Source organism: Stenotrophomonas riyadhensis (assembly GCF_040256885.1).
GTDB classification, from domain to species: Bacteria; Pseudomonadota; Gammaproteobacteria; order Xanthomonadales; family Xanthomonadaceae; genus Stenotrophomonas; species Stenotrophomonas riyadhensis.
The window spans coordinates 3,672,127-3,697,829 of sequence record NZ_CP155568.1 but is presented as its reverse complement, the minus strand read 5'-3'; the positions used below and the strand labels follow the sequence as shown (position 1 = coordinate 3,697,829).

The 25,703-nt window shown below is 67.4% G+C and carries 18 protein-coding genes; 13 read left to right on the top strand and 5 right to left on the bottom strand.

Features of this window, described 5'->3' with window-relative positions:
• Positions 1-55: 55 nt before the first annotated feature.
• The 3 genes from SriyCCGPB3_RS17130 to SriyCCGPB3_RS17120 form a co-directional block, all read right to left on the bottom strand.
• On the bottom strand, positions 56-856 hold the full coding sequence (locus tag SriyCCGPB3_RS17130; RefSeq protein ID WP_350259541.1) for an MBL fold metallo-hydrolase: 801 nt from the start codon (positions 854-856) through the stop codon (positions 56-58).
• Between the two features lie 11 nt (positions 857-867).
• Entirely contained in the window at positions 868-1,686 is an 819-nt protein-coding gene (locus tag SriyCCGPB3_RS17125; RefSeq protein ID WP_350259540.1) for a S1/P1 nuclease, read from the bottom strand.
• Positions 1,687-2,244: 558 nt separating this feature from the next.
• Positions 2,245-2,874 (bottom strand): OmpW/AlkL family protein, encoded by a 630-nt coding sequence (locus tag SriyCCGPB3_RS17120; RefSeq protein WP_110713419.1) that lies wholly within the window; start codon positions 2,872-2,874, stop codon positions 2,245-2,247.
• Positions 2,875-3,067: 193 nt separating this feature from the next.
• Between SriyCCGPB3_RS17120 and gap the strand changes: the two genes are divergently transcribed.
• From gap to SriyCCGPB3_RS17080, 8 genes are all read left to right on the top strand, one after another.
• The gene (gene gap, locus SriyCCGPB3_RS17115) at positions 3,068-4,072 is read left to right on the top strand and encodes a type I glyceraldehyde-3-phosphate dehydrogenase (protein ID WP_005414333.1); all 1,005 of its coding nucleotides are present in this window, start codon (positions 3,068-3,070) and stop codon (positions 4,070-4,072) included.
• A 125-nt stretch (positions 4,073-4,197) separates the two neighbouring features.
• Positions 4,198-6,867 carry a DUF2339 domain-containing protein gene (locus SriyCCGPB3_RS17110; protein WP_350259539.1) on the top strand — a complete coding sequence of 890 codons (2,670 nt, stop codon included), beginning with the start codon at positions 4,198-4,200 and terminating at the stop codon, positions 6,865-6,867.
• A complete protein-coding gene (locus SriyCCGPB3_RS17105) occupies positions 6,864-8,240 on the top strand; it encodes a DUF3999 domain-containing protein (protein WP_110713416.1) in 1,377 nt (458 codons plus the stop codon). The genes SriyCCGPB3_RS17110 and SriyCCGPB3_RS17105 overlap by 4 nt, the downstream gene beginning before the upstream one ends.
• A 670-nt stretch (positions 8,241-8,910) precedes the next feature.
• Positions 8,911-10,086: a phosphoglycerate kinase gene (locus SriyCCGPB3_RS17100; RefSeq protein ID WP_110713414.1), complete on the top strand. Its 1,176-nt coding sequence runs from the start codon at positions 8,911-8,913 to the stop codon at positions 10,084-10,086.
• Positions 10,083-10,736: an HAD hydrolase-like protein gene (locus SriyCCGPB3_RS17095; protein WP_164162912.1), complete on the top strand. Its 654-nt coding sequence runs from the start codon at positions 10,083-10,085 to the stop codon at positions 10,734-10,736. Before SriyCCGPB3_RS17100 ends, SriyCCGPB3_RS17095 begins: the two co-directional genes overlap by 4 nt.
• Before the next feature lie 174 nt (positions 10,737-10,910).
• Entirely contained in the window at positions 10,911-12,377 is a 1,467-nt protein-coding gene (gene pyk, locus SriyCCGPB3_RS17090; protein ID WP_164162911.1) for a pyruvate kinase, read from the top strand.
• A 196-nt stretch (positions 12,378-12,573) separates the two neighbouring features.
• On the top strand, positions 12,574-13,578 hold the full coding sequence (locus SriyCCGPB3_RS17085; protein ID WP_010481439.1) for a class I fructose-bisphosphate aldolase: 1,005 nt from the start codon (positions 12,574-12,576) through the stop codon (positions 13,576-13,578).
• Positions 13,579-13,707: 129 nt separating this feature from the next.
• On the top strand, positions 13,708-14,856 hold the full coding sequence (locus SriyCCGPB3_RS17080; RefSeq protein ID WP_164162910.1) for an ABC transporter substrate-binding protein: 1,149 nt from the start codon (positions 13,708-13,710) through the stop codon (positions 14,854-14,856).
• A 91-nt stretch (positions 14,857-14,947) separates the two neighbouring features.
• On the opposite strand, the gene SriyCCGPB3_RS17075 is transcribed toward SriyCCGPB3_RS17080, so the two are convergent.
• Both SriyCCGPB3_RS17075 and cysK read right to left on the bottom strand, forming a co-directional pair.
• Positions 14,948-15,547 (bottom strand): O-acetyl-ADP-ribose deacetylase, encoded by a 600-nt coding sequence (locus SriyCCGPB3_RS17075; RefSeq protein WP_110713408.1) that lies wholly within the window; start codon positions 15,545-15,547, stop codon positions 14,948-14,950.
• 267 nt (positions 15,548-15,814) lie between these two features.
• Complete coding sequence (gene cysK, locus SriyCCGPB3_RS17070; protein WP_110713406.1) at positions 15,815-16,774, bottom strand: cysteine synthase A; 960 nt, start codon at positions 16,772-16,774, stop codon at positions 15,815-15,817.
• A 207-nt stretch (positions 16,775-16,981) separates the two neighbouring features.
• On the opposite strand from cysK, the gene SriyCCGPB3_RS17065 reads away from it, so the two are divergent.
• The 5 genes from SriyCCGPB3_RS17065 (at position 16,982) to SriyCCGPB3_RS17045 (ending at position 25,687) form a co-directional block, all read left to right on the top strand.
• Complete coding sequence (locus SriyCCGPB3_RS17065; protein WP_010481448.1) at positions 16,982-17,965, top strand: LysR family transcriptional regulator; 984 nt, start codon at positions 16,982-16,984, stop codon at positions 17,963-17,965.
• Between the two features lie 652 nt (positions 17,966-18,617).
• Positions 18,618-19,049, top strand: coding sequence for a DUF2946 domain-containing protein (locus SriyCCGPB3_RS17060; protein WP_110713404.1), 432 nt, complete (start codon positions 18,618-18,620; stop codon positions 19,047-19,049).
• 72 nt (positions 19,050-19,121) lie between these two features.
• Positions 19,122-21,185 carry a TonB-dependent copper receptor gene (locus SriyCCGPB3_RS17055; protein ID WP_350259538.1) on the top strand — a complete coding sequence of 688 codons (2,064 nt, stop codon included), beginning with the start codon at positions 19,122-19,124 and terminating at the stop codon, positions 21,183-21,185.
• A 273-nt stretch (positions 21,186-21,458) separates the two neighbouring features.
• The gene (locus SriyCCGPB3_RS17050; protein WP_197611738.1) at positions 21,459-22,565 is read left to right on the top strand and encodes an efflux RND transporter periplasmic adaptor subunit; all 1,107 of its coding nucleotides are present in this window, start codon (positions 21,459-21,461) and stop codon (positions 22,563-22,565) included.
• On the top strand, positions 22,562-25,687 hold the full coding sequence (locus SriyCCGPB3_RS17045) for an efflux RND transporter permease subunit (RefSeq protein ID WP_350259537.1): 3,126 nt from the start codon (positions 22,562-22,564) through the stop codon (positions 25,685-25,687). The genes SriyCCGPB3_RS17050 and SriyCCGPB3_RS17045 overlap by 4 nt, the downstream gene beginning before the upstream one ends.
• The last annotated feature ends 16 nt before the right edge of the window (positions 25,688-25,703 follow it).

Below are 25,703 nucleotides of genomic sequence, written 5' to 3'. Positions count from 1 at the left end.
TGCCTGACCGAAAACGGTAGCGCCGGGCCATGCCCGGCGAGCGCAGCGGTGTATGTCAGGCCCCGCCCTGGATGTTGGCCTTCACCGCGGGCTGCATCAGCTTCGGCTCTTCCAGCGTCGCATCGCGGGCCTGGCGCACGCTGACGAACTCCGCCTCGGCCACACCGTCATGCACGTGGATGTTGTGCGCGCGCTGCTCGCCGATGGTGGTTTCGTTGGCGACGTCGCGACCGCCCGGGCCGTAGTCATGGCAGACGAATACGCGGGTGGCCTCGGGCAGGGCCAGCAGGCGCTGGATCGAGCGGTACAGCTGCGCTGCATCGCCACCCGGGAAGTCGCAGCGTGCGGTGCCGCCGTCAGGCATGAACAGCGAGTCGCCGGTGAACAGCGCGTCGCCGATCAGGTAGGCGATGCTGTCGCTGGTGTGCCCGGGCACGGCGATCACCTGGCCGCGCAGTTCGCCGAGGGCGAAGGTCTCGCCATCGCTGAACAGGTGGTCGAAGATCTCATCGGACGCCGGAAGCTGCAGGCCATAGCGAGGTGCGAACGTGGCCTGCACCGCGCGGATGCCTTCGCCGATGGCCAGCGTGGCCTGCGGGAAACGATGCTTCAGGCGGCGCCCGGCCGACACATGGTCAGCGTGGGCATGGGTTTCCAGCAGCCAGCGCAGCTGCAGGCCTTGTTGCTCGATGGCCTGCAACGCGGCATGCAGCGGTGCTTCACTGCTGGCGTCGGTATCCGGGTCGTAGTCCAGGACCGGGTCGATCAGCGCTGCCTCGCCGCTGGCCGGGTCGCTGACCAGGTAGCTGAAGGTGTTGCTGTCACGGTGGAAGAACGACTGCACCTGGACCGACATCGGAACTCTCCTCAGCGCGCGCCGAGCACGCGGTTCAGCAACTGCGCCAGGTTCTCACCGGCCAGTCGCAGCTGCGCTTCGGCCAGCGGCCGGTAGCGCTCGGTGTACTCGTCACCGATTTTACGCGTGGCCGGATAAACGCCAGCTTGCATGGAGATGCGGCAGCTGGCCTCGGCCCACGTCTGCGGGTCGCGCTGCGGGTTGGACTGGCGCGCCAGCTTCGGCGCGCGCTGGCTCTGCAGCAGCGGCAGATAGCCTGCGTCATCCAGCTTGCGGGTGTTGAGCATGCCGCTGTCCCACAGCGAGTGCAGGTTGGTACCGCGGTTGCCGAACTGCAGCTGGAAATCGTTGCCGCCCTTGTCGTGGGCGTAACCGGCGTGCATCGGCTGGTGGATGTCGCCGACCAGGTGCACGACGAACTTCAGTGCCTGCAGGCGCTCGCCGTCGGTCAGGCCGCGGTCACCGAGGATGGCGCTCTGGGCCTTCAGGGCCTCGACGATGCAGTTGCCGTTCTTGCAGTGCTTCGGTGCTTCGTAATGGCAGTTGTCTTCGGCGATGTTGACGTAGTGCCAGCCGGCCGAGCGACGGCCCAGGCCCGGATCCTTTGCACGCAGCTGGTCGGCCCATGGCGCGATGCTGGCCAGGGTGGCATCCGGTTCGATGGCCAGCAGGCGGTCCACTTCAGCGCGGGCGGTGGGGGTGAGGCGGGCGTCGGCGACTTCGGCGACCAGACGGTGGCCTTGCGCGCCCCAGGCATGGGCGGGGGCGGAGAGGGACAGCAGGGCCGGCGCCAGGGCGGCGGCGAGGAAGAGGGAGTGCAGGGCTTTCATGCGCACATTCTAGCGGGGTAGGTGGATTGAAGAGCGGCGCGTTACCTGTTCCGAAGTGGGAGCGCAGAGGGAGGGACGGCGGGACACGCCGTAAATCCGTCCCTGGAGGCTCGATGGCGCCATCCATGGCGCCAACGGTCCCGCCGCCCCTCCCTCTGCGCTCCCCTCCAGACATGGCCGCGGAGGCGGATGCAAACGTCAAAGGCAACTCCAAAAACAAATGCAGGATCAAAACCTGCCGCCGTTAGCGGCAGGCAACCACTACACCTTGGATGTGCGCGGCTTGTTCCTGCCTTTGCTTGAGCTGGCACGCGCGCGCAGATGGGAAGGGTGGAGAGGGTGGGGTGATCGGGACCGTTCGCCGCATGGATGCGGCGATCGAGCCTACAGGGACGTATTTACGGCGTGTCCCGATCACCCCACCCTCTCCGCCCAATTCCAGATGCCGGTGCCTTTCGCGCAAACAAAAAAGCCCCGGCAATCACCGGGGCAACATGCTGCGAGGGTTTTGCTGGTAGCGGGGGAGCGGGGGCGAAGCCCCCGCGCTCAACACACCGCTTAGAACTTGAAGACGTACGACGCGCCGTAGACCAGCGGATCGATGTTGACCGTGCCGATCTTCTCGCCGTTCAACTTCACCTTGCTGTCGATGTCGATCCAGCGCATGTCCACGCGCAGCGCGCCCTTCTCGCCGATCGCGAAGTCCACGCCCGCATGCGCGGCCAGGCCCCACGAATCCTGCAGCTTCAGGCGGCTGTCCTTCAGCGCACCGGTGGTGTCTTCGCTGAAGAAGGTCGTGTAGTTCACGCCCGCACCGATGAACGGCGACACCTTGCCCTTGCTGTTGAAGTGGTACTGCACGGTCACCACCGGCGGCAGCTGCTTGGTGCTGCCCACGCGGCCCAGGCCATTGATGTTGATGTCGTGCTTGAACGGCAGCGCGGCCAGCACTTCGATGCCCAGGTTGTCGGCGATGAAGTACTCACCGGTGATGGTCGGCTTGACGTCGTTGTCGACGTCGACCTTCAGGGTGTGGTTGGCCAGCCAGCCGTTGTTCGACTTCGGCGCCACCTGGTGGATGCCGGCGGAGAGCGTCCAGTCGCCCTTGGACTGGGCCATGGCCGGTGCGGCGGCGAGGGACAGGGCGGCGGCCAGGCTGGCCACGATCAGGGGGGACATCTTGCGCATGGGGGTGTTCTCGTTGCTGGGTGGATGGCGACAGTCTCGGCCTCACGCCGCGCTAACGCTTTGATCCGGATCAAATCCTGTCCGCCAGCCCGCTGCGGGCCCCGGCCGGCCCACGGTGGCCAGCCCCGGTTTGCTAGACTTGTGGGCCCTATCCATCCCGCCGCACCCGTCGCGGCTGCAGGAGCTTGAGAACATGGCAATCAAGGTTGGTATCAACGGTTTCGGTCGCATCGGGCGTAACGTCCTGCGCTCGGCGGTGCTGAACTTCGGCGACGACATCGAAATCGTGGCCATCAACGATCTGCTGGAGCCGGACTATCTGGCTTACATGCTCAAGTACGACTCCGTGCACGGCCGTTTCAAGGCCGACGTGGCGGTGCAGGGCAACGACCTGCTGGTCAACGGCAAGAAGATCCGCCTGACCCAGGAACGTGACCCGGCCAACCTGAAGTGGGACGAAGTCGGCGCCGACGTGGTGCTGGAAGCCACTGGCCTGTTCCTGACCAAGGAAACCGCGCAGAAGCACATCGATGCCGGCGCCAAGAAGGTCATCATGTCGGCCCCGTCGAAGGACGACACGCCGATGTTCGTGTACGGCGTGAACGACAAGACCTACGCCGGCCAGGCGATCATCTCCAACGCATCGTGCACCACCAACTGCCTGGCGCCGCTGGCCAAGGTCATCAACGACAAGTGGGGCATCAAGCGCGGCCTGATGACCACCGTGCATGCGGCCACCGCCACCCAGAAGACCGTCGATGGCCCGTCCAACAAGGACTGGCGCGGCGGTCGTGGCATCCTGGAAAACATCATTCCGTCGTCCACCGGTGCGGCCAAGGCCGTCGGTGTGGTCATCCCGGAACTGAACAAGAAGCTGACCGGCATGAGCTTCCGCGTCCCGACCTCGGACGTGTCGGTGGTCGACCTGACCGTCGAGCTGGAGAAGGAAGCCACCTACGCCGAGATCTGCGCGGAAGTGAAGGCACAGAGCGAAGGCCCGCTGAAGGGCATCCTGGGCTACACCGAAGACAAGGTCGTGGCCACCGATTTCCGCGGCGAAACCTGCACCTCGGTGTTCGACGCCGACGCTGGCATCGCCCTGGACGGCACCTTCGTCAAGCTGGTGACCTGGTACGACAACGAGTGGGGCTACTCGAACAAGTGCCTGGAAATGGCCAAGGTCATCGCCGCCAAGTAAGGCCGGCGTAGATCGCAGACGGACCCCGGCCTGGCCGGGGTTCGTCGTTTATGGGGCCGGCCCTGTCGTAGCATGGGGCGGTCGACCGCTGCCGCTGGGGCGCGGGAACGCAATGGAAGCACGCAATGGAAGCACTGATAGCCCTGGTCGTACTGGTCCTGCTGGCCATCCCGCTGCTGCTGGTGGTGGCGCTGGTGATGATTGCCGGCCTGCGCCGCCGCGTCGCCGCGCTGGAAAGCGCCATGGCCGCCGCGCCTGCCGCTGCCAAGCCGGCGGCCGTCACGCCCGCCCCTGAACGGCCGATGGTCACGCCTGCGGCCAGTGCCGATCCACCGTTCCTGCGCCCGGTCGCTGCGGCTGCGCCGCAACCCCCACAACCGCCGGTGCGAGAGGCCCCGCCCACCGAGGCGCCTGCCCCCCGTCCTGCTGCGCCACCGCCGGTACCGCCGGCGCCGGTGCAGCCGCCGTTGCCGCCAGAACCGGTGCTGCCGAATTTCATCGAGCGCGGCGTCGGTGCGGTCAAGCGCTGGTTCACCGAGGGCAACGTGCCAGTCAAGATCGGCATGCTGGTGCTGCTGGCCGGTGTCGCCGCACTGCTGAAGTACGTCAGTGACCAGGGCTGGCTGGTGCTGCCGATCGAGCTGCGCCTGGCCGGCGTCACCGTCGGCGCACTCGGCCTGCTGGCGTTCGGCTGGCACCAGCGCGAGCGCAGGCGCCTGTTTGCGCTGGCCCTGCAGGGCGGCGCCATCGGGGTGCTGCTGCTGACGATCTTCGCGGCCTTCAAGCGCTTCGACCTGATTCCCCCGGGCTTCGCGTTCGTCAGCTCCATTGCACTGGTGGCCGGGCTGTGCGTGCTGGCGGTGGTGCAGAACTCGCGCACGCTGGCGGTGCTGGGCATCCTCGCCGGCTTCATGGCACCGCTGTGGCTGTCCACCGGCAGCGGCAACCACGTGGGCTTGTTCAGCTACTACGCGGTGCTCAACGCCGGCATCTTCGCCATTGCCTGGTTCCGACCGTGGCGCGCGCTGAACCTGCTGGGCTTCGCCTTCACCTTCGGTATCGGTACGTTCTGGGGCGTGCTGCAGTACGCGCCTGACAAGTTCAGCAGCACCGAGCCGTTCCTGCTGCTGTTCTTTGCCTTCTACCTGCTGATCCCGTTGCTGTATGCACGCCGGCAGCCCGCCGGGCGGCGTGACCTGATCGATGGCAGCCTGGTGTTCGGTACGCCTTTGGTCGCGTTCTCGTTGCAGGCGGGCATGCTGTACCAGCAGCCGATGACGCTGGCGCTGTGCGCGCTGGCCCTGGCGGCGATCTACGCGGTGCTGGCACGTGCGCTGATCGCGCGTGCGTCGTACACCGTGCTGGCACAGTCGCACGCGGTGCTGGCGGTGGGCTTCGCCACGCTGGCGGTGCCGCTGGCCTTGTCGGCGCGTGCCACCGGCGCGGTCTTTGCGCTGGAAGGCGCCGGCCTGGCCTGGTTGGGCCTGCGCCAGAAGCGCTGGCTGCCGCAGGTGTCCGGCGCGCTGCTGCAGATCGGCGCTGCGTTCGCCTTCGTGGCCGGTGGCGATCACTGGCATGAGGACCTGCGCTTCCTGATCAATCCGACCGCCATCGGGGCGCTGCTGCTGGCCCTGGCCGGCTTCGCGTCGGCCTGGAGCTACCAGCGCAGGTCCCGCCACGAGATTGCCCTGGTCTACTACCTGTGGGGCCTGCTGTGGTGGCTGGGTGGCCTGGTGCATGAGATCACCCGTTTCTTCCCGTACCGCACCGAAGTGGATGCATTGCTGGTGCTGGCTGCCGTTACCGCATGGCTGGCCGCCGAAGTACAGCGGCGCCAGCCAGCGCGTGCGCTGGGGGTGACCGCACTGGCGATGCTGGCGCTGGGCTTCCCGCTGGCGCTGTTGCAGAGCGACGCGCACCATCAGCCGTTCGCCGGCTACGGCGCGCTGGCCTGGGCGGTGTTCGCGGTGCTGGGCGTGCGCACGCTGCTGTGCCTGCGCCAGGGGGGCGACACCGTGGCGCGCATCGCGCAGTTCCTGTGGTGGCTGCTGTGGCCGTCGCTGCTTTCGCTGCTGGCCTTGTGGGGCGGTGGCGAGGCCGATCTGGCACAGGGCTGGACGACGCTGCTGGTGACCCTGCCGTGGCTGCTGATGGCGGCGTTGTCGCTGTGGCGCTGGAATGCGCTGCGCTGGCCGCTGGGTGCAGCGTTCGACCGCGTGCGTCAGCCGCTGCAGTGCGTGCTGTTCGGCCTGTTGTCGATCGGCTGGCTGTCCGGCCAGCTGCTGCCGGGCGATGCTGCGCCGCTGCTGTGGCTGCCGGTGCTGAATCCGGCGGAGCTCGGGCAGTGGCTGAGCCTGCTGCTGCTGGCGCGTTGGCTGTACAGCGATCAGGCGCCGCAGGCGCTGCTGGGTATCCGCATGCCGCTGCTGTCACTGGCAACCTTCGTCGCGCTGACCAGCGTTGTGCTGCATGGCGTGCATCAGTGGGGCGGCCTGTCGTGGAACGCGTCGATGATGCGCTTCAGCCTGGCGCAGACCAGCCTGACCGTGCTGTGGAGCGTGCTCGGCGTGATTGCCTGGGTGTGGGGATCGCGCCGTGGCCAGCGCGTGTTGTGGATGGTCGGTGCCGTGCTGATGGGCGTGGTGCTGGCCAAGCTGGTCATCGTCGATCGCCAGCACCTGGGCAACCTGCTGGGCATCGCATCGTTCATCGCCTACGGCCTGCTGTGCACGGTCGTGGGTTATCTGGCACCGGCACCGCCCAGCGCGGCGCCGTCCGTGGAGGAGAAGCAATGAGGAAGTGGAGCAGGGCGCTGCTGCCGGCGATGTTCGGCATGCTGGCCGCCGTCGTGGTGCAGGCCGCCGATTACCGCACGCAGTACGCCGAACAGTGGCCGCTGACGCTGTCCAGCGCACAGTCCGGTGCGTACAGGGTTGTTCTGGAGCCGGCGATCTATCGCCGTGCAGGTGCCGCCGATCTCGGCGATCTGCAGGTGTTCAATGCCGCTGGCCAGTCGTTGCCATCGGCGCTGCTGGCGCCGGACCAACCGCTGGCGCAGCCGCCGGTGCAGCGTGAACTGCCGTGGTTCGCGCTGCCGCCGTTGGCCGAGGCACAGCGCAATGATCTGCAGCTGCTGACCGAACGCGATACCGATGGGCGCGTACGCCGGGTCGAGGCGCGCGTGAGTGGTGGTGCGGTGGCGAATGGGCAGGGCGGTTGGCTGATCGATGCCAGCGTGCTCGGCCAGCAACCATTGGCGGCGCTGGTGCTGGATTGGGCCGACAGCGGACAGCCGCTGCAGGCGCAGGTGCAGCTGGATGCCAGCGACGATCTGCAGCACTGGCGTGCGGTCGGGCGTGACGTTCCGCTGGTGGATCTGCAGCGCGCTGGCAAGCGCCTGCTGCAGCGTCGCCTGCAGGTGAATGGCGAAGCACGTTACCTGCGTGTGCTGGCACAGGGCGATGCGCGCCTGCCGACGCTGCGCAGCGTGCTGGCCGAACTGCCGCCGGCACCGGCCACGCTGCCGTGGGAATGGCTGTCGCTGGAGCCGGTCTCGAAGGGCAAGGGCGAATACACCTTCGAACTCGATGGTCGTTTCCCGGTAGCACGCGCCGATGTGGCCAGCACCGACAACAGCCTGGTGCAGTGGACGTTGTTCAGCCGCGATGACGAGAGTGCCGAGTGGCAGCGCCGCAGTGCGCCGTGGATTGCGTACCAGCTGCAGCAGGGCACGCTGGGCCAGCGCCAGCAATCAGCGGCCCAGCCGCTGGGTAGCGTGCATCGTGACCGCTATTGGAAGCTGGTGGCGAACCCGGCGGAAACGGCGACCGCACCGACCCTGCGCCTGGGCTACCAGCCGGAGGTGCTGGTGTTCCTGAGCCAGGGGGCCGCGCCGTATGCACTGGCAGTGGGCAGTGCGACCGCGCGCCGCATGGAAGCGCCGATTGGTGTGCTGATCGAGGAACTGCGGCAGCGCAATGACCCGTCGTGGCAGCCGACGCTGGCGCGCCTGGAGGGCAGCCCGGAGCCGCTGGCCGGCGACGCGGCGCTGAAGCCGCAGCGCGATTGGAAGTCGTGGTTGCTGTGGGCGTTGCTGGGGCTGGGGGTGTTGGTTGTTGGCGGCCTGGCGGTCAGTCTGCTTCGGCAGAAGCCGGCGCCTTCGGCGTAGGTTCCGGCGAACGGCGCAGCCCCTCGTGGGTGGGGTGGTCGTGTAAAGCAAAAGCAGAAGCCGCGCTTGGCCGGGCGGGTGGGCTGGGCAGGGGACGCCGTGAATCCGTCCCTGGGGCTTAGCCGCGCCATCCATGGCGCGGATACCCCTGCCCAGCCCACCCGCCAGGCCTCTGACAATTTCCGGGTGCGTCCACCCACGGAAGAAAAAAGAAGAGCAAAAGCAAAAGCAGCTTGGCTGCGCGCTCTTTGTGGAGCCGAGCCCACGCTCGGCTGCTGTTCGCGGAGACGGCCATCGGGGTCAGATCCGTTTTCCGCAGGAAAACGGATCTGCCCCCTTCTTTCTCCTCCGACACCAGAAACCGCTCTTGCTTCCGCCTTTGCCGCCCGCGTCACCTCATGAACCTGTCGAGGCCGGGGTGGTGTGGGCTGGCAGGGGTGTCCGCGGCATGGATGCCGCGGCCAAGCCCCCAAGGACGGGTTTACGGCGTCCCCTGCCAGCCCACACCGCCCCGGCCCAGCCACAGCATCACAAGGCGCCAGCGCTTTGGCTCTCGCAGTTGCAGTTGCGCCTCTGCCTGCCGCAGGCATCGGCCCTCCCACCACCCGCACCCGATACAATGTCCGTCTGCCGTACCCCGGCATCCCGTCCCTGAGCCAAAGAGTTGCCCATGTCCATCGTCCGCATGACCGACCTCGACCTCTCCGGCAAGCGCGTGCTGATCCGCCAGGATCTGAACGTGCCGATCGAGAATGGCCGCATCACCTCCGAACAGCGCATCACGGCTTCGCTGCCGACGCTCAAGCGCGCGCTGGAGCAGGGCGCGGCGGTGATGGTCACCTCGCACCTGGGGCGCCCGAAGGAAGGTGTGTGGAGCGAAGCCGATTCGCTGGCGCCGGTCGCCCAGCGCCTGTCCGAACTGCTCGGTCGCGAGGTTCCGCTGGTGCGCGACTGGGTCGACGGCGTCGACGTGCAGCCGGGCCAGCTGGTGCTGCTGGAAAACTGCCGCATGAACGTCGGCGAGGGCAAGGACGATGAGGCCCTGTCGAAGAAGTACGCCGCGCTGTGCGATGTGTTCGTGATGGATGCCTTCGGCACCGCACACCGTGCGCAGGCCTCCACCCATGGTGTCATCCGCTTCGCCCCGGTCGCTGCCGGTGGCCCGCTGCTGATGGCCGAACTGGATGCGCTGGCGCAGGCGCTGGATGCACCGGCCACGCCGCTGCTGGCCATCGTCGCCGGCAGCAAGGTCAGCACCAAGCTGGAACTGCTGGCCAACCTGGTCGGCAAGGTCGACCAGCTGATCGTCGGTGGTGGCATCGCCAACACCTTCATCGCTGCCGCCGGCTACAACGTCGGCAAGTCGCTGTACGAGCCGGACCTGCTGGACACCGCGAAGAAGATCGTGGCCGATGCCAAGGCGCGCGGCGCCGACATCCCGCTGCCGGTCGACGTGGTCACCGCCAAGCAGTTCATGCCGGATGCGGTCGCCGAGGTGAAGGCGGTCGACGCCGTTGCCGAAGACGACCTGATCCTGGACATCGGCCCGCAGACCGCGGCGCAGTACGCGCAGCTGATCGAGAAGGCCGGTACCGTGGTCTGGAACGGTCCGGTCGGTGTGTTCGAGTTCGAAGCCTTCAGCAAGGGCACCGAAGCGCTGGCCCGCGCCATCGCCAGCTCCAAGGCGTTCTCCATCGCCGGTGGCGGTGACACGCTGGCGGCGGTCGACAAGTTCGACATCGCCAAGCAGGTCAGCTACATCTCCACCGGCGGCGGTGCGTTCCTGGAATTCCTGGAAGGCAAGACCCTGCCGGCGGTGGCCGCACTCGACGCGCGCGGCGCATGAGTGCCGAGTGCAGCAAGGATGTCCTGTTCTTCGACCTCGATGGCACGCTGATCGATTCGCAGGTGGGCATCACCGCCTGCATCGCCTACGCGCTGCAGAAGATGGACCATCCGGTGCCGCCGCAGGAGACGCTGCTGGGCTGGATCGGTCCGTCGCTGCGCACCACCTTCGCGCCGCTGTTCATTGAACCGGCGCGGGTGGAACAGGCGGTGGGCTACTACCGTGAACGCTTCGACGCCGAGGGCTGGCGCGAGCACACGGTGTACCCGCAGGTGGAAGACACCCTGCGCACGCTGCATGGGCGTGGCCACCGCCTGGCGGTGGTCACCGCCAAGAACGAGCCGCATGCGCGCCGCATCCTGGCCCACCTGCCGTTCGGCGGGCTGTTCGAGGAAATCGTCGGTTCGACCCTGGACGGCTCGCGCAGCCACAAGCCGGAACTGGTCGGCGAGGCGCTGCGTCGGCTGCAGGTGAAGCCCGAACAATGCTGGATGATCGGCGATCGCCGCATGGACATCGAAGGCGCACACCACCACGGCCTGCGCAGTGTCGGTGTGCTGTGGGGCTTTGGCGGTGAGGCCGAGCTCATCGAAGCCGGTGCCGGGCAGCTGGCGCACGCGCCGTCGCAGTTGGAAACGCTGCTGGCCTAGTCCCCTGCAGAGCCGAGCCCATGCTCGGCTCTGCAGAACTCCCTGCGCCAGCGAATGTCCGGACGATGTCCGTTCCATGACCCGCGAAGTCAGGCAGCGCAAGGCTGTAACCGTATACATGCGGCGTGAAGGATGTGCTAATTTCCGTTCTTTATCGGGAGAGGCCCATTCACCATGTTCGAGCGTCAGCGTCGCACCAAGATCCTTGCCACCCTCGGTCCGGCCACTGATCCGCCGGGCGTGCTGGAGGATCTGTTCCGCGCTGGCGTCAACGTGGTGCGCCTGAACTTCAGCCACGGCGATCCCTCCGGCCAGGCCAAGCGCGCCGCCGAAGTGCGCGCCGCCGCCGCCCGCGTCGGCGTGGAAGTCGGCATCCTGGCTGACCTGCCGGGCCCGAAGATCCGCATCGAGCGCTTCGCTGAAGGCAAGGTGCAGCTGAAGGCGGGCAACCGCTTCGACCTGATCGCCAGCACCAGCGCCGGCCCGGGTGACGCCACCCAGGTAGGCGTGAGCTACCTCGGCCTGCCGCAGGACGTGGGTCCGGGCGATGTGCTGCTGCTCGACGACGGCCTGATGCAGCTGCAGGTGGTGGAGGTGCAGGGCGAACGCATCATCAACACCGTGCTCAACGACGGTGTGCTGTCCGACCGCAAGGGCCTGAACAAGCAGGGCGGCGGCCTGTCGCTGGGCGCGCTGACCGAGCGTGACAAGGAGCTGATCGGCATTGTCGCCAAGATCGGTGTCGACTTCATCGCCGTGTCGTTCTGCCGCAATGCGCAGGACATGAACGACGCGCGTGAGATCGCCCGCTCGCACGGCTGCGATGCCGCGCTGGTGTCGAAGATCGAGCGTACCGAGGCGATCGAGAACCTGGAAGAAATCGTCGAGGCCAGCGACGTGGTGATGGTGGCCCGTGGCGACCTCGGCGTGGAGATCGGCGATGCCGAACTGCCGGGCCTGCAGAAGAAGATCATCAAGGCCTCGCTGGCACAGAACAAGGTGGTGATCACTGCCACGCAGATGCTGCAGTCGATGGTCGAAAGCCCGATCCCGACCCGTGCCGAAGTGCTGGACGTGGCCAACTCGGTCATCGATGGCACGGACGCGGTGATGCTGTCGGCCGAGACCGCTGCCGGTGCGTGGCCGGTCAAGGCTGTGGAAGCAATGGCGCGCATCTGCCTGGGGGCCGAGCGCCAGTTCCAGACCGAGACCGACTTCAACGCCTCGCCGCGCAACCTCGAGCGTGCTGACCAAGCCATCGCCATGGCCACCATGTTCCTGTCGCAGCACGTGGGCGTGCGCGCAATCGTGGCCATGACCGAATCCGGTGGTACCGCCCGCTATCTGTCGCGTTTCCGCGCCAAGGCGCCGGTGTTCGCGGTGACCCGCCACGACGGCGCACGTCGCCAGATGGCGCTGATGCGCGATGTCTACCCGATCAACTTCGACAGCCGTGGCCTGACCCCGCGCGAAGCCGCACGCGGCAGCATCCGCCTGCTGGTGGAAGCCGAACTGCTGCAGGCCGGTGACCGCGTGGTGTTTACCAGCGGCGAGCACATGGAAACCCTGGGCGCAACCAACACCCTGCGCCTGCTGGAAGTGGGCGACGACGGCCGCGCGATCGGCCTGGGCGATCTGTAAACCCAGTCGGCCCCGGGTCGGAGCCGCGGCGCGGGTCCGACCCGGGGTCAGATTCCCGAAGGGGCTCTGACCCCACGCCGCAGGACATCCCTTGTCCGGTGCGGACATTGGAATCGTTTCCAGACTGGCCTCCACGTCGGGGCAACGGGCAGCGGGGCTATACTTACGTTTTTCCCGCACCCGCCACAGGAAGTACATGAGCATCGAACAGCTGGCTGAAACCGCCCAGGCCATGGTTGCCCCGGGCAAGGGCATCATCGCGATCGACGAATCCACCGCTACCATCGCCAAGCGTTTCGCTGGCGTCGGCATCGAGAACACCGAGGAGAACCGTCGCGCCTACCGCGAGCTGCTGCTGACCACGCCGAAGCTCAACGAGCACATTTCCGGCGCCATCCTGTTTGACGAAACCATCCGTCAGTCGACCAAGGACGGCGTGCCGTTCGCCAAGTACATGGCCGACCACGGCATGATTCCGGGCATCAAGGTGGACAAGGGTGCGCACCCGCTGGCCGGCTGCCCGGGCGAGCTGGTGACCGAAGGCCTGGACGGCCTGCGCGAGCGCCTGCAGGAGTACTACAAGCTGGGTGCGCGCTTCGCCAAGTGGCGTGCGGTGATCAACATCGGCGAGAGCATTCCGTCGGGCACCTGCATCGAGTCCAACGCCCACGCGCTGGCCCGCTATGCCGCCCTGTGCCAGGAATGTGGCCTGGTGCCGATGGTCGAGCCGGAAGTGATCATGGACGGCGACCACGACATCGAGACCTGCTACGAAGTCACCGAAGCCACCCTGCGTTCGCTGTTCGACGCGCTCTACCAGCAGAACGTGCTGCTGGAAGGCACCATCCTGAAGGCCTCGATGGTCATCTCCGGCAAGGGCTGCGATGAGCAGGCCGACGTCGAGGAAGTGGCCGAATCTACCGTGATGTGCCTGAAGAGCACCGTGCCGGCGATCCTGCCGGGCGTGGTGTTCCTGTCCGGTGGCCAGAGCGATGAGCAGTCCACCGAGCACCTGAACGCGATGAACCAGCTGGGCAACCTGCCGTGGCCGCTGAGCTTCTCCTACGGCCGTGCCATGCAGCAGGCCGCGCTGAAGCTGTGGGCCAAGGACATGAAGGGCAACTACGCCGCTGCCCAGAAGACCGTGTACGAGCGTGCCAAGGACAACGGCCTGGCTGCGCTGGGCAAGTGGAACGGTTGATCCGTCCCATCGCTGGATGAACAAGGCAGCGCCGGCATCACGCCGGCGTTTGCTTTTGCGGGTATCTTTTCCGCCCCCGCGTGCCCGGCCGGTACGCGGGAACCACATGGAAGGCCAAGGAGAAACAACATGCGTTTGGCAGCAATCACACTGGCCGTAGCCACGGTCCTGGTCGCCGGCGGGTGCAACCGCATCGGTGGCGGCGGCGCAGAGGCAGGCAAGGCCGCGTCGCTCGATTTCGACAAGCCGGTGTCCGGCGAGATCACCTCGCGCAGCGGCATCAACTTCAATGACGGCAGCCACCACCAGCTCTACCAGATCAAGCTGGAAGACAAGCAGCTGGTTGGGCTGAAGCTGACCGGATCGCTGAGTGGCTCGATCGCGGTGTTCAGCAACGGCAGCCTGGTGGCCAGCAGCAACACCGGTTACGAGCGCGAAGGCGACGTCTCGCTGGCCTTCCGTGCCAACGGTGGCGGCACCTACCAGGTGGCGGTCAACGCCAATGGCTCGACCGATTACGGCCCGTACCGCCTGCGCGCCGAGAAGCTGGTGCCGTACGACGGCAAGCCGTTGGCCGGCAGTGGCGAGATCGTCGACATGCTGGCCGGCGGTTCGCAGGACTACACCCTGCAGGTGGACATGGCAGGCCTGTATGAGATCCGCCTGGTCTCGGATGTCTTCGATCCGGTGCTGAAGCTGTCGGGCCAGGGGGTTGATGCGGAGAATGACGATGGTGGCGACAGCACCAACTCGCGCCTGACCCTGTCGCTGAAGCCGGGCAAGTACACCCTGACCGCGCGTGGCCTGGGCGACGGCGTCAGTGGCATGTTCACTCTGTCGGCCACCCGCATCGAACTGCCGGGCAACCTGGTCGAGCGCGATGGCAGCGCCCTGCCGAAGTCGGGCAGCGTGTACACCATGCTCGACAATGATGGCCGCCGCCGCTTCCTGCTGTCCCTGGACCGCCCGGCCGATGTACGCCTGGATGCGATCTCCAGCCAGGTCGATACCGTGCTGCGCGTGGTGGGCGGCGATGTCGAGCTGGCCGACGATGATGGTGGCAACGGCACCAACGCGCGCCTGGAAGAGACGCTGCCGGCCGGTCACTACACCGTGGACGTGTCCGGCCTGAACAATGGCGCGGGCCTGGTGGAAGTGCGCGTGCAGGTGGAGGGTGCCAGCGCCGATGGTGCTGCGGCCTCGGCTGCACGTGCTGCGGCCGACGCTGCGGCGGCGGTGGCTGATGATGCTGCTGCGGTGGAAGCCGCCAGCCGTTGAGCGTGATCCACGCATGCGTGGATGAAAACAACGGTGTGATGCAGAAGGCCGGGCAATGCCCGGCCTTTTCTCTTGCCTGCAGCGCTGCGGATCAATGCGCTGCAGCGAAGCCTGCATCGCCCAGCGGCGGCAACATCGAAGTGCGCGGTTCACTGTCCGTGTTCTGGCCGGCGGCAGCCAGCGCCTGCTGGTACGCCTTGGCCGTGGCCGTATTGAATGCCACCAGCACGATGCGCATCGGCTGCGCGTGGCTGCGCTGCCAGGCCAGCGTTTCCGTCACCGCGATCTGCGCGGCCTGGTACAGCGGATAGCCATACACGCCGCAGCTGATCGCCGGGAACGCGATCGACTGCACGCCCAGTGATTCGGCCAGCTGCAGCGATTTCCAGTAACAGTTGGCCAACAGCGCCGGTTCGTCGCGCTGGCCGTCATGCCAGACCGGGCCCACCGTGTGCAGTACGTGGCGCGCTGGCAACGCATGGGCGCCGGTGGCGCGCACTTCGCCGGTCGGACAACGCACGCCCGGACGCAGCTCCGGCAACTGCTCGCACTCGGCCAGCAGTGCGGGGCCGGCTGCGCGATGGATCGCGCCGTCGACACCACCGCCACCGAGCAGTGTTTCATTGGCCGCGTTGACGATCGCATCCACCGCCAGGGTCGTGATGTCGCCCTGCCAAACCTCGATCTTCATGCGTCCGTCTCCTGCCTGTGAGGTGATCCGCGCAGCATCTGCGCCGGCTGTTCCCACGGTAGGGGACAGGGCATCGATATTGCGTCATGACCGTCTCACGCGCTGCGATCCGACGGCCTTCACGCACGATGGCGGGCGGCGCCTTCACGCAGGCTGAAGCAGAAGGGGGTCAGAGCCCTTTGCCTGCCGAAAAGGGATCCGACCCCGGGCATCCAGCAGGATGGGGTCGGATCCTTTTCCGAACGGAAAAGGCTCTGACCCCGGGTGTCACGGCAGGCCGGCCAACCACTCGTCGTCGGACCCTTCATTCACATCGGCGAACAGCGGTGTGGAGAAATAGCGTTCACCGGTGTCCGGCAGCATCGCCAGGATCACCGAGCCCGGTTCAGCGCGGGCGGCCACGTCCAACGCACTGGCCACGGTGGCGCCGGCGGAGATGCCGACGAAGATGCCTTCCTCGGCAGCCAGGCGACGCGCGGTGGTGATGGCGCGGTCATCTTCGACCGAGACCAGTTCGTCCACCACATCGCGGTTGAGCACGTCCGGCACGAAGTCCGGGGTCCAGCCCTGGATCTTGTGCGGCTTCCAGTCATCGCCCTTGAGCAGTGCAGCGCCGGCCGGTTCGGTGGCGATGATGCGGGTCTGCGGGCGCGCGACCTTCAGCACTTCGCCCACGCCGGTAAGCGTGCCGCCCGTGCCCCAGCCGCTGACGAAATAGTCCAGCCGCTTGCCGGCGAAGTCGCGCAGGATCTCGGCAGCGGTGGTGTTGCGGTGATAGGCCGGATTGGCCGGGTTGGCGAACTGGCTGGCCAGGAACCAGCCGTGCTGCTCGGCCAGTTCGGCCGCCTTGCGCACCATGCCGCTGCCGCGCTCGGCGGCCGGGGTCAGGATCACCTTGGCACCATAGGCGCGCATCAGCTTGCGGCGCTCCACCGAGAAGGTCTCGACCATGGTGGCCACGAACTTGTAGCCGCGCGCGGCGGCGACCATCGCCAGTGCCACGCCAGTGTTGCCTGAAGTGGCTTCGACGATGGTGTCGCCCGGCTTGAGCAGGCCGCGTGCCTCGGCGTCGAGGATGATCGCCAGCGCCAGACGGTCCTTCACCGAGCCGCCCGGGTTGAACGACTCGACCTTGGCGTAGACGCTGACCTGCGGGGGCGCCAGGCGCTGCAGCCTGACGATGGGGGTGTTGCCGACGGTATCGAGGATGGAGTCGTACAGGGCCATGGAAGCGCTCCGGAAACGGGGCCGCGCCGGGCTTCGGCGGGCGAAGGGGGAGGGCTGGCTGTTCAGGCCAGCGGCTGCCGGCTGACCGTAGCGCCGGCATATGACGCCCGGAAATGACCAGATACCTTTCTTAAACAACCTTTGGTTATAAGCTGGTGACGGCAATTGACCCTAGAGTGGACCTCCGCCCCACGCCGCCTGCCTCCTATGACGCTGACCCAGCTGCGCTACCTGGTTGCCATCGCCGACGCCGAGCTGAACATCACGCTGGCCGCCTCGCGCGTGCACGCCACCCAGCCCGGTCTGTCCAAGCAGCTCAAGCAGCTGGAGGATGAGCTGGGTTTCCTGTTGTTCGTGCGCAAGGGCCGCAGCCTGGAGTCGGTCACCCCGGCCGGCACCGAGGTCATCGCCCGTGCCCGCGCGGTGCTGGCCGAGGCCAACAACATCCGCACCTACGCGGCCAACCAGCGCCGCGAGAGCCAGGGCCAGCTGATCCTGACCACCACCCACACCCAGGCGCGCTTCGTGCTGCCGCCGGCGGTGGCGGCGATCAAGCAGGCCTATCCCCAGGTGAGCGTGCACCTGCAGCAGGCCGGTGAAGCCGACGCGCTGGACCGCTTGAACCAGGGTGATGCCGATATCGCCATCATCAGCACCGCCGGCGGTGAGCCCACCGATGGCATCGCGGTGCCGCTGTTCCGCTGGCGACGTCTGGTGGTGGTACCGAAGGGCCACCCGCTGGACCGCGCGGGTCGCGCACCGGACCTGGCCGCGTTGGCCCGGCAACCGCTGATCAGCTACGAATCCTCGACCCGGCCGAATTCCTCGTTGCAGCGCGCCTTCGCTGCGAACGGCCTGGTGCCGGACCTGGCGCTGACCGCGCTTGATGCGGACCTGATCAAGACCTATGTGCGTACCGGGCTGGGCGTGGGCCTGCTGGCGGAGATGGCGGTCAGTTCCAACGACGAAGACCTGAGATCGTGGCCGGCGCCGGACCCGATCAGCGAATGCATCGCGTGGGCGGTGCTGCCGCGCGACCGCGTGCTGCGTGATTACGCGCTGGAGCTGGTGCACGTGCTGGCACCGCAGATTGATCCGCGCGACCTGCGAAGGGTGCTGGATGGCAACCAGGCGGCGGCGTGGCCGGTGCCACCGACCTGGGAGTCACTGACCCAGACCATCACGGTGTGAGGTGGGTCGAGCAGGGCTTGCAGCCCTGCACCCGCGGTAGTGCCGGCCGCTGGCCGGCAACCTCAGTAGCAACATCAACATCAAATGCGGGTTTCCTGTGGGATGGCGGGGCGGTGTGGGCAGGCAGGACACGCCGTAAACCCATCCATGGGGGCTCGATGGCGCCATCCATGGCGCCAACGGTCCTGCCCGCCCACACCGCCCCACCTCTGACAGATTCCGATGGCTGTTGGTAGGTGTCGACCTTGGTCGACACGGTTGATCCACGCCATGCGTGGATGAAAACTGTCAGATATCGAAATACATCTGGGGTCAGATCCGTTTTCCTTCGGAAAACGGATCTGACCCCGAGAGTTGTTCCGACAGATCGCGGAAAACTGTCGAAGGCGGGGTGGGGCCGGTTGCGGGAGTGTCCGCGGCATGGATGCCGCGGCCAAGCCCCCAGGGACGGGTTTACGGCGTCTCCCGCAACCGGACCCGCCCCGCCATCCCTCAGGAAACCAGCTTCTGCTGTTGCTTCGGCTCTTGCCGTGGACGTGGCATCTGCAGGTGCAGGGCGCAGCCCTGCCGAACACCCCCACGACGGGGTGTCGTAAATGCCTGCGACGGTTCGTCGCACGGGTAACTCTGGACCCGGCTCTACACTAGCGGGGTGACCCGCCTGTCCCGCCCGCAGCGCCTTCTGCTCCAGCTCGCCGTCCTGGCGACGCTGCTGATGGTGCTCGCGCCGCTGGTCAGCCGCGCGCTGCAGGCATCGCCGATGGAGCACGCGGCGATGGCGGGCATGGACCATGCCGCGATGGGCCATGACATGCACGCCATGGCCATGCCCGGGCACGATCAGCACGGCGCCGCGCCGGCCGCGCCCAGCCGTCCGCCCGATCCCCACGCCATGCACGGCGAAGCCTGCGAATACTGCGTGCTGGCCATGCGCCTGCTGCCGTGGCTGGCGGTGCTGGTGCTGCTGTTGCCGCTGCTGTGGCGGCCGCGGCTGGTATTCCCGTGGTCACAGCAGGTACTGCCCGCGCTGCGCTGGCCGGCACATGCCGCGCGCGGGCCGCCGCGTTTCTCCATCGTCCGCTGATGTCCCTATCGAATCTGCCGCACGACGCCTGACCGGGCGCCGTGCGCGCGTGCGTACTTTGGAGCTGTTCCGATGAAAATGACTTCCCGCCCCGCGGGCGCCTGCGCGCGCCTGCCGGTTGCCCTTGGCCTGGCCGTGGCCGCGTCACTGGCCCACGCTGCGCCTGCCGAAGAGGCGCGTACCCTCGACACGATGGTGGTCACCGCCGCCGCACCGTCGTCCCCGTTGCACTGGGTGACCGATCCGCGCCTGCCGCGGCAGCCCGTGCCTGCCAGTGATGGCGCTGATTACCTGAAGACCGTCCCCGGCTTCTCCTCCATCCGCAACGGCGGCACCAACGGCGACCCGGTGCTGCGCGGCATGTTCGGTTCGCGCCTGAACATCCTCAGCAATGACGGCAACCTGATCGGCGCCTGCCCATCGCGCATGGACAATCCGCTGTCCTACATCGCGCCGGAAAGCTTCGACCGGCTGACCATCATCAAGGGCCCGCAGAGCGTGCGCTGGGGGGCCGGCGCGTCGGCCGGCACCGTTCGGTTCGAGCGCGATACCCCGCGTTTCGAGGAACCGGGCGTGCGTGCCGATGCCAGTGCGCTGGTCGGTTCGCGCAACCGCAACGACCAGGTGCTGGACCTGACCCTGGGCAATCCGACCGGCTACGTGCGCGCCAGTGGCAACCGTTCCGAAGCCGATGACTACAAGGATGGCAACGGTGACGTGGTGCCGTCGAAGTGGCGCAAGTGGAACGGTGACGTGGCCATCGGCTGGACGCCGGATGCCGACACGCTGCTGGAGATTTCCGCCGGTGCCGGTGATGCCATCGCACGCTACGCGGGCCGTGGCATGGACGGTGCCGCGTTCGAACGCACCAGCTACGCCGCGCGTTTCGAGAAGCGCAACCTGCCGGGGGCATGGGACACGGTGCAGGCCAACGTGTACTACAACAACGCCGACCACGTGATGGACAACTACACGCTGCGCACGCCGAACCCGCACAGCATGATGCCGATGCCGATGGCATCGAACGTGGATCGCCGAACCCAGGGCGGCCGGGTCAGTTCCGAGTGGCGCTGGCAGGATGTGCAGCTGGTGGCGGGTGTGGATGGCGAAGACAGCCGCCATCGTGGGCGCATGGGCATGGGCCGCGACACCTACCGGCAGGCGGCGTGGGAGACCGATGCCAACTTCCGTCGCTATGGTGTGTTCACCGAGTTGACCCTCGGTGCCGGCACCGATCAGCGCTGGATCAGCGGCCTGCGCATCGACCGTGCCAGCGTGCGCGACGAGCGGCAGTCGATCCGCGGAATGATGGGCAACATGCCCAATCCGACTGCGGGCCAACGCCGCAAGGAATGGCTCGGCAGTGGCTTCCTGCGCTACGAGCAGGACCTGGCCGACGGCCTGACCTGGTATGCCGGCCTCGGCCACAGTGAACGCATGCCCGACTACTGGGAGCTGTTCTCGCCCAACCACGGCCCGGCCGGTGCAGTGAACGCGTTTGCCGGTATCCAGCCGGAGCGCACCACCCAGCTCGATGTCGGCCTGCAGTACAAGGGACCGCGCGTGCAGGCCTGGGTTTCGGCGTACGCCGGGCAGATCCAGGACTACATCCTGTTCACCTACCACGGCAGCGGCATGATGGGCATGAGCCAAGCCAGCAACGTTGATGCGCGTATCGCTGGTGCCGAGGCGGGCCTGGAAGTGAGCGTGGCCGAACAATGGACGCTGGGCGGCACGCTGGCCTATGCGTGGGGCGAGAACCGCGACCAGCATCGCCCGTTGCCGCAGATGCCACCGCTGGAAGCACGCCTGAGCGCGAACTGGGAGGGCCAGCGCTGGAGTGCCGGTGCACTGCTGCGCGCGGTGACCCACCAGCATCGTGTCGCAGATGGCCAAGGCAACGTCGTCGCCCAGGATCTCGGGCCGAGTGCCGGCTTCGCCACTTTCGCGCTCAACGCGGCGTACCGCTTCAGTTCGCAGCTGCAGCTCAGCGCGGGCGTCGACAACCTGTTCGACCGTGCCTACAGCGAGCACCTGAACCTTGCCGGCAGCGCCGACTTCGGCTTCCCGGCCGATCCGGTGCGCATCAACGAGCCGGGCCGCAGCCTGTGGATGAAGGTGAACTACCGGTATTGATCCGTTGGATGCAAAAAAACGGGGCCGGATCCCCGCCAGGATCCGTCCCCGCCCGACGCCCTCCGTCGGGCAGCTTCGACTCTACGATGGCAGCGGCCACAGTGGGCGGCTGGATACACCTCGACACACGCCGACACCGCTGATATCAGCCTTGCACGGAACGGGTTCAAGGCGCTATCGCAGCCCTGGTTCCACGCCGGTAAACGCTTGGCACATACCGCTTTTGCGGGCCCTTGCCTACACTCGGCGGCCGTGGATCACTCAGGACCGTTCATGTTGGCTCGTATCGCTTCGACCCTGGCCCTTGGCCTCAGCCTGGCCGTGCTGGCCGGGTGCGCAGGCAAACAGGAGGCCGCCGCCCGTCGGCAGGGAGAAGCGGTGCCGGTCACCGCGCAGGTCGTGCAGTCCACGCAGTGGAACGACACCCTGCAGGCACTGGGCACGGCCAAGGCGCGTGAATCCATCAGCGTGACCGCCAAGGTCAGCGAAATCGTCGAGAAGGTGCACTTCGAAAGCGGCCAGCACATCGCTGCCGGGGCGCCGATCGTGACCCTGCGCGGCCAGGCCCAGGAGGCTGCGCTGGTGCAGGCGCAGGCCACCTTCCACGAGGCCGACCAGCTGTACAAGCGCCAGCGCGAGCTGGCCACCCAGCGGCTGGTGTCCAGCGCCACGCTGGATACGCAGAAGTCGATCCGCGATGCCGCCGAGGCGCGTGTGGCGCAGATGCAGTCGGATATCGGCGACCGTCGCGTGCGTGCGCCGTTCGCTGGCGTCCTGGGTATCCGCCAGGTCAGCCCGGGCACGCTGCTGACGCCGACCACGGTGATCGCCACGCTCGACGACATCGAGCACATGCACATCGATTTCCAGGTGCCGGAAGTGGAACTGGCCGCACTGGGCGTCGGTGACAAGGTCAGTGCCACCAGCGTGGCGTGGCCCGGCCGCACCTTCGAGGGTGTGGTCAGCACCATCGATGCGCGCATCGACCCGGCCACCCGTGCGGTGACCGTGCGCGCCGATTTCGCCAACGGCGACCATGCGCTGCGTCCGGGCATGTTGCTGGACGTGCGCCTGTTCCGGCCCGAGCGCCCGGCGCTGGTGGTGCCGGAGATCGCCGTGGTGCAGGTCGGCCGCGATACCTTCATGTACCGCATCAAGGCCGACGACAGCGTCGAGCGCGTGGACGTGGTCACCGGCGCGCGCCGTGCCGGCGTGGTCGAGATCAGGCAGGGCCTGGAAGCGGGCCAGCGCATCGTGGTCGATGGCACCGGCAAGCTGCGCCCGGGCCTGAAGGTCGCGGCCAAGGACGCGGCCCCGGCCAGCGGTGCGAAGCCCGCTGACGCTGCAGCGCCGGTCGCGGCCGAGGGCCACGGCGGATGAAGCTGTCCGACATCTCCATCCAGCGGCCGGTGTTTGCCGTGGTGATGAGCCTGTTGCTGCTGGTGCTGGGCGTGATGTCCTTCACCCGCCTGACCCTGCGTGAGCTGCCGGCCATCGATCCGCCGATCGTCTCGGTGTCGGTGGACTACACCGGCGCCTCGGCCGCAGTCATCGAAAGCCGCATCACCCAGGTACTGGAAGACGCGCTGGCCGGCATCGAAGGCATCGATACGATCAATGCGCGCAGCAACAACGGCCGCTCGCAGGTCAGCATCGAATTCACCTCCAACCGTGATATCGAAGCGGCGGCCAATGACGTGCGCGATGCGGTCAGCCGCGTCGCCGACCGCATGCCGGAGGAAGCGCGTCCGCCGGAGATCGCCAAGGTCGAGAGCGATGCCGACCCGATCATCTGGTTCAACATGGTCTCCTCGACCATGGACACGCTGGAGCTGAGCGACTACGCCGACCGCTACGTGGTCGATCGTTTCTCCAGCCTCGACGGCGTGGCCCAGGTCCGCATCGGCGGCCGCCAGCGTTACGCGATGCGGATCTGGCTGGACCGCGACCAGCTGGCGGCGCGCGGGCTGACCACCGGCGACGTCGAAACCGCGCTGCGCAACGAGAACGTGGAACTGCCGGCCGGCCGCATCGAGTCGACCGACCGCGATTTCACCCTGCGCGTGGAGCGCAACTACATCAAGCCGGAAGACTTCGCGACCATCCCGCTGGGCAAGGGACGCGATGGCTACGTGGTGCGCATGGGCGATGTGGCGAAGATCGAGCTGGCCTCGGCCGAGCGCCGCGCGTACTACCGCAGCAACGGCGAGCCGGGCATCGGCCTGGGCATCGTCAAGACCTCCACCGCCAACTCGCTGGACGTGGCGCGTACTGCGCGCGCTGAAGCCGAACGGGTCGCGCTGACCCTGCCCAAGGGCACGCAGATCTTCGTTGCCTTCGACAACACCACCTTCATCGAAGCCGCGGTGGACCGCGTCTACGCCACGCTGGTGGAGGCGATGATCCTGGTGCTGGCGGTGATCTGGCTGTTCCTCGGCAGCTTCCGCGCCGCGCTGATTCCGGCGGTGACCGTGCCGGTCTGCCTGGTCGCGGCGTTCATCGCACTGTATGCGTTTGATTTCTCGATCAACCTGCTGACCCTGTTGGCGCTGGTGCTGTGCATCGGCCTGGTGGTGGACGATGCGATCGTGGTGGTGGAGAACGTGCAGCGCCGCATCGATCTGGGCGAACCGCCGCTGGTGGCGTCAAAGCGCGGCACCGCGCAGGTCGCCTTCGCGGTGATTGCTACCACCGCGGTGCTGGTGGCGGTGTTCCTGCCGGTCGGTTTCCTGGAAGGCAACACCGGGCGCCTGTTCCGCGAGCTGGCGGTGGCGCTGGCCGCCGCGGTGGCATTGTCCGCCTTCGTGGCGCTGACGCTGACGCCGATGATGGCCTCCAAGCTGCTCAAGCCGCACACCGGGCACGCGCCGCGTGGCCTGCATGGCTTCGTCAACCGCAACCTGGAGCGCCTGGCAGGGGCCTATGGGCGGGTGCTCGACCACCACGTGGACCGCACCTGGATCTACCTGCTGGTGATGGTGGCTGCACTGGCCGCCAGCTGGGGCCTGCTCAAGCTGCTGCCGTCGGAACTGGCGCCGGCCGAAGACCGCGGTTCGTTCCAGATCATGATCGACGGCCCGGAAGGCGCCGGCTACGACTACACCGTGCAGCAGGTGCAGCAGGTGGAAGCGATGCTGGCACCGCATGTCGGCCCGGACAAGCCAATCGTGCGCGCCAACCCGCGCGTGCCGGGTGGCTGGGGCGCCAGCGAGGAAATGCACACCGGCCGCGTCAGCATCTTCCTGCAGCCGTGGCGCCAGCGCAGCGAGGGCACGCCGGAAGTAGCCAACGAACTGCAGAAGGAGCTGGATACCATCCGTGGCGTGCGCGTACGCACGCAGGTGGGCGGTGGCCTGGTGCGCAGCGGCGGCCAGCCGTTCCAGATCGTGCTGGGTGGTCCGGAATATGCCGAGATCGCGCAGTGGCGCGACCGCATCCTGCTGCGCATGGCCGACAATCCCGGCCTGGTCGGCCCCGACTCGGACTACAAGGAGACCCGGCCGCAGATGCGGGTCAACATCGACCGCCAGCGTGCGGCCGACCTCGGCGTGCCGGTCACCGCGATCGGTTCGGCGCTGGAAACCATGATGGGTTCGCGCCGCGTCACCACCTTCGTCGACAACGGCGAGGAGTACGACGTGCTGGTGCAGGCCGGCCGCGATGGCCGTGCCAGCCCGGCCGACCTGGCGGCGATCCGCGTGCGCGCGACTTCCGGCGAACTGGTGCCGCTGTCCAACCTGGTCACGCTGAGCGAAGTGGCCGAGGCCGGCACCCTGAACCGCTTCAACCGCCTGCGCTCGATCACCATCAACGCCGGCCTGGCGCCGGGCTATCCGCTGGGCGAGGCCATTGCCTGGGCGCAGAACGTGGCTCGCGAGGAGCTGCCGCAGTACGCACAGGTGAACTGGAAGGGCGAATCGCGTGAGTACCAGAGCGCCGGTGGTGCCGTACTGCTGACCTTCGCGATGGCCCTGCTGGTGGTCTACCTGGTGCTGGCCGCGCAGTTCGAGAGCTTCATCCACCCGCTCACCATCATGCTGACCGTGCCGCTGGGCGTGCTCGGCGCGCTGGTCGGGTTGTGGGTGAGCGGCGGCACGGTGAACCTGTTCAGCCAGATCGGCATCGTCATGCTGGTCGGCCTGGCCGCGAAGAACGGCATCCTCATCGTCGAATTCGCCAACCAGCTGCGTGACGACGGAAGAACCGTGCGCGAGGCGATCATCGAATCGGCGATGGTGCGCCTGCGCCCGATCCTGATGACCTCGATCGCCACCGTGGTCGGCGCGATTCCGCTGGTGGTGGCCGGTGGCCCCGGTTCGGCCAGCCGTGGCACGATCGGCATCGTGATCATCTTCGGCGTGACCCTCTCGACCTTCCTGTCGCTGTTCGTGGTGCCGGCGTTCTACGCGCGGCTGGCCCCGTACACCCGCTCGCCGGAAGCGGTGAAGCGCGAGCTGGAGAAGCAGGAAGCGGAATCGCCCTCGGTGGGTGGCCATGCCTGATCCAACCGCCAACGGG

Coding starts and splice junctions, on each gene's coding strand:
- SriyCCGPB3_RS17125 (WP_350259540.1), bottom strand. CDS start 1,686: ATGAAAGCCCTGCACTCCCTCTTCCTCGCCGCCGCCCTGGCGCCGGCC.
- SriyCCGPB3_RS17105 (WP_110713416.1), top strand. CDS start 6,864: ATGAGGAAGTGGAGCAGGGCGCTGCTGCCGGCGATGTTCGGCATGCTG.
- SriyCCGPB3_RS17065 (WP_010481448.1), top strand. CDS start 16,982: ATGACGCTGACCCAGCTGCGCTACCTGGTTGCCATCGCCGACGCCGAG.
- SriyCCGPB3_RS17110 (WP_350259539.1), top strand. CDS start 4,198: ATGGAAGCACTGATAGCCCTGGTCGTACTGGTCCTGCTGGCCATCCCG.
- SriyCCGPB3_RS17120 (WP_110713419.1), bottom strand. CDS start 2,874: ATGCGCAAGATGTCCCCCCTGATCGTGGCCAGCCTGGCCGCCGCCCTG.
- pyk (WP_164162911.1), top strand. CDS start 10,911: ATGTTCGAGCGTCAGCGTCGCACCAAGATCCTTGCCACCCTCGGTCCG.
- SriyCCGPB3_RS17075 (WP_110713408.1), bottom strand. CDS start 15,547: ATGAAGATCGAGGTTTGGCAGGGCGACATCACGACCCTGGCGGTGGAT.
- SriyCCGPB3_RS17045 (WP_350259537.1), top strand. CDS start 22,562: ATGAAGCTGTCCGACATCTCCATCCAGCGGCCGGTGTTTGCCGTGGTG.
- SriyCCGPB3_RS17055 (WP_350259538.1), top strand. CDS start 19,122: ATGAAAATGACTTCCCGCCCCGCGGGCGCCTGCGCGCGCCTGCCGGTT.
- SriyCCGPB3_RS17080 (WP_164162910.1), top strand. CDS start 13,708: ATGCGTTTGGCAGCAATCACACTGGCCGTAGCCACGGTCCTGGTCGCC.
- SriyCCGPB3_RS17100 (WP_110713414.1), top strand. CDS start 8,911: ATGTCCATCGTCCGCATGACCGACCTCGACCTCTCCGGCAAGCGCGTG.
- SriyCCGPB3_RS17050 (WP_197611738.1), top strand. CDS start 21,459: ATGTTGGCTCGTATCGCTTCGACCCTGGCCCTTGGCCTCAGCCTGGCC.
- cysK (WP_110713406.1), bottom strand. CDS start 16,774: ATGGCCCTGTACGACTCCATCCTCGATACCGTCGGCAACACCCCCATC.
- SriyCCGPB3_RS17130 (WP_350259541.1), bottom strand. CDS start 856: ATGTCGGTCCAGGTGCAGTCGTTCTTCCACCGTGACAGCAACACCTTC.
- SriyCCGPB3_RS17095 (WP_164162912.1), top strand. CDS start 10,083: ATGAGTGCCGAGTGCAGCAAGGATGTCCTGTTCTTCGACCTCGATGGC.
- SriyCCGPB3_RS17085 (WP_010481439.1), top strand. CDS start 12,574: ATGAGCATCGAACAGCTGGCTGAAACCGCCCAGGCCATGGTTGCCCCG.
- gap (WP_005414333.1), top strand. CDS start 3,068: ATGGCAATCAAGGTTGGTATCAACGGTTTCGGTCGCATCGGGCGTAAC.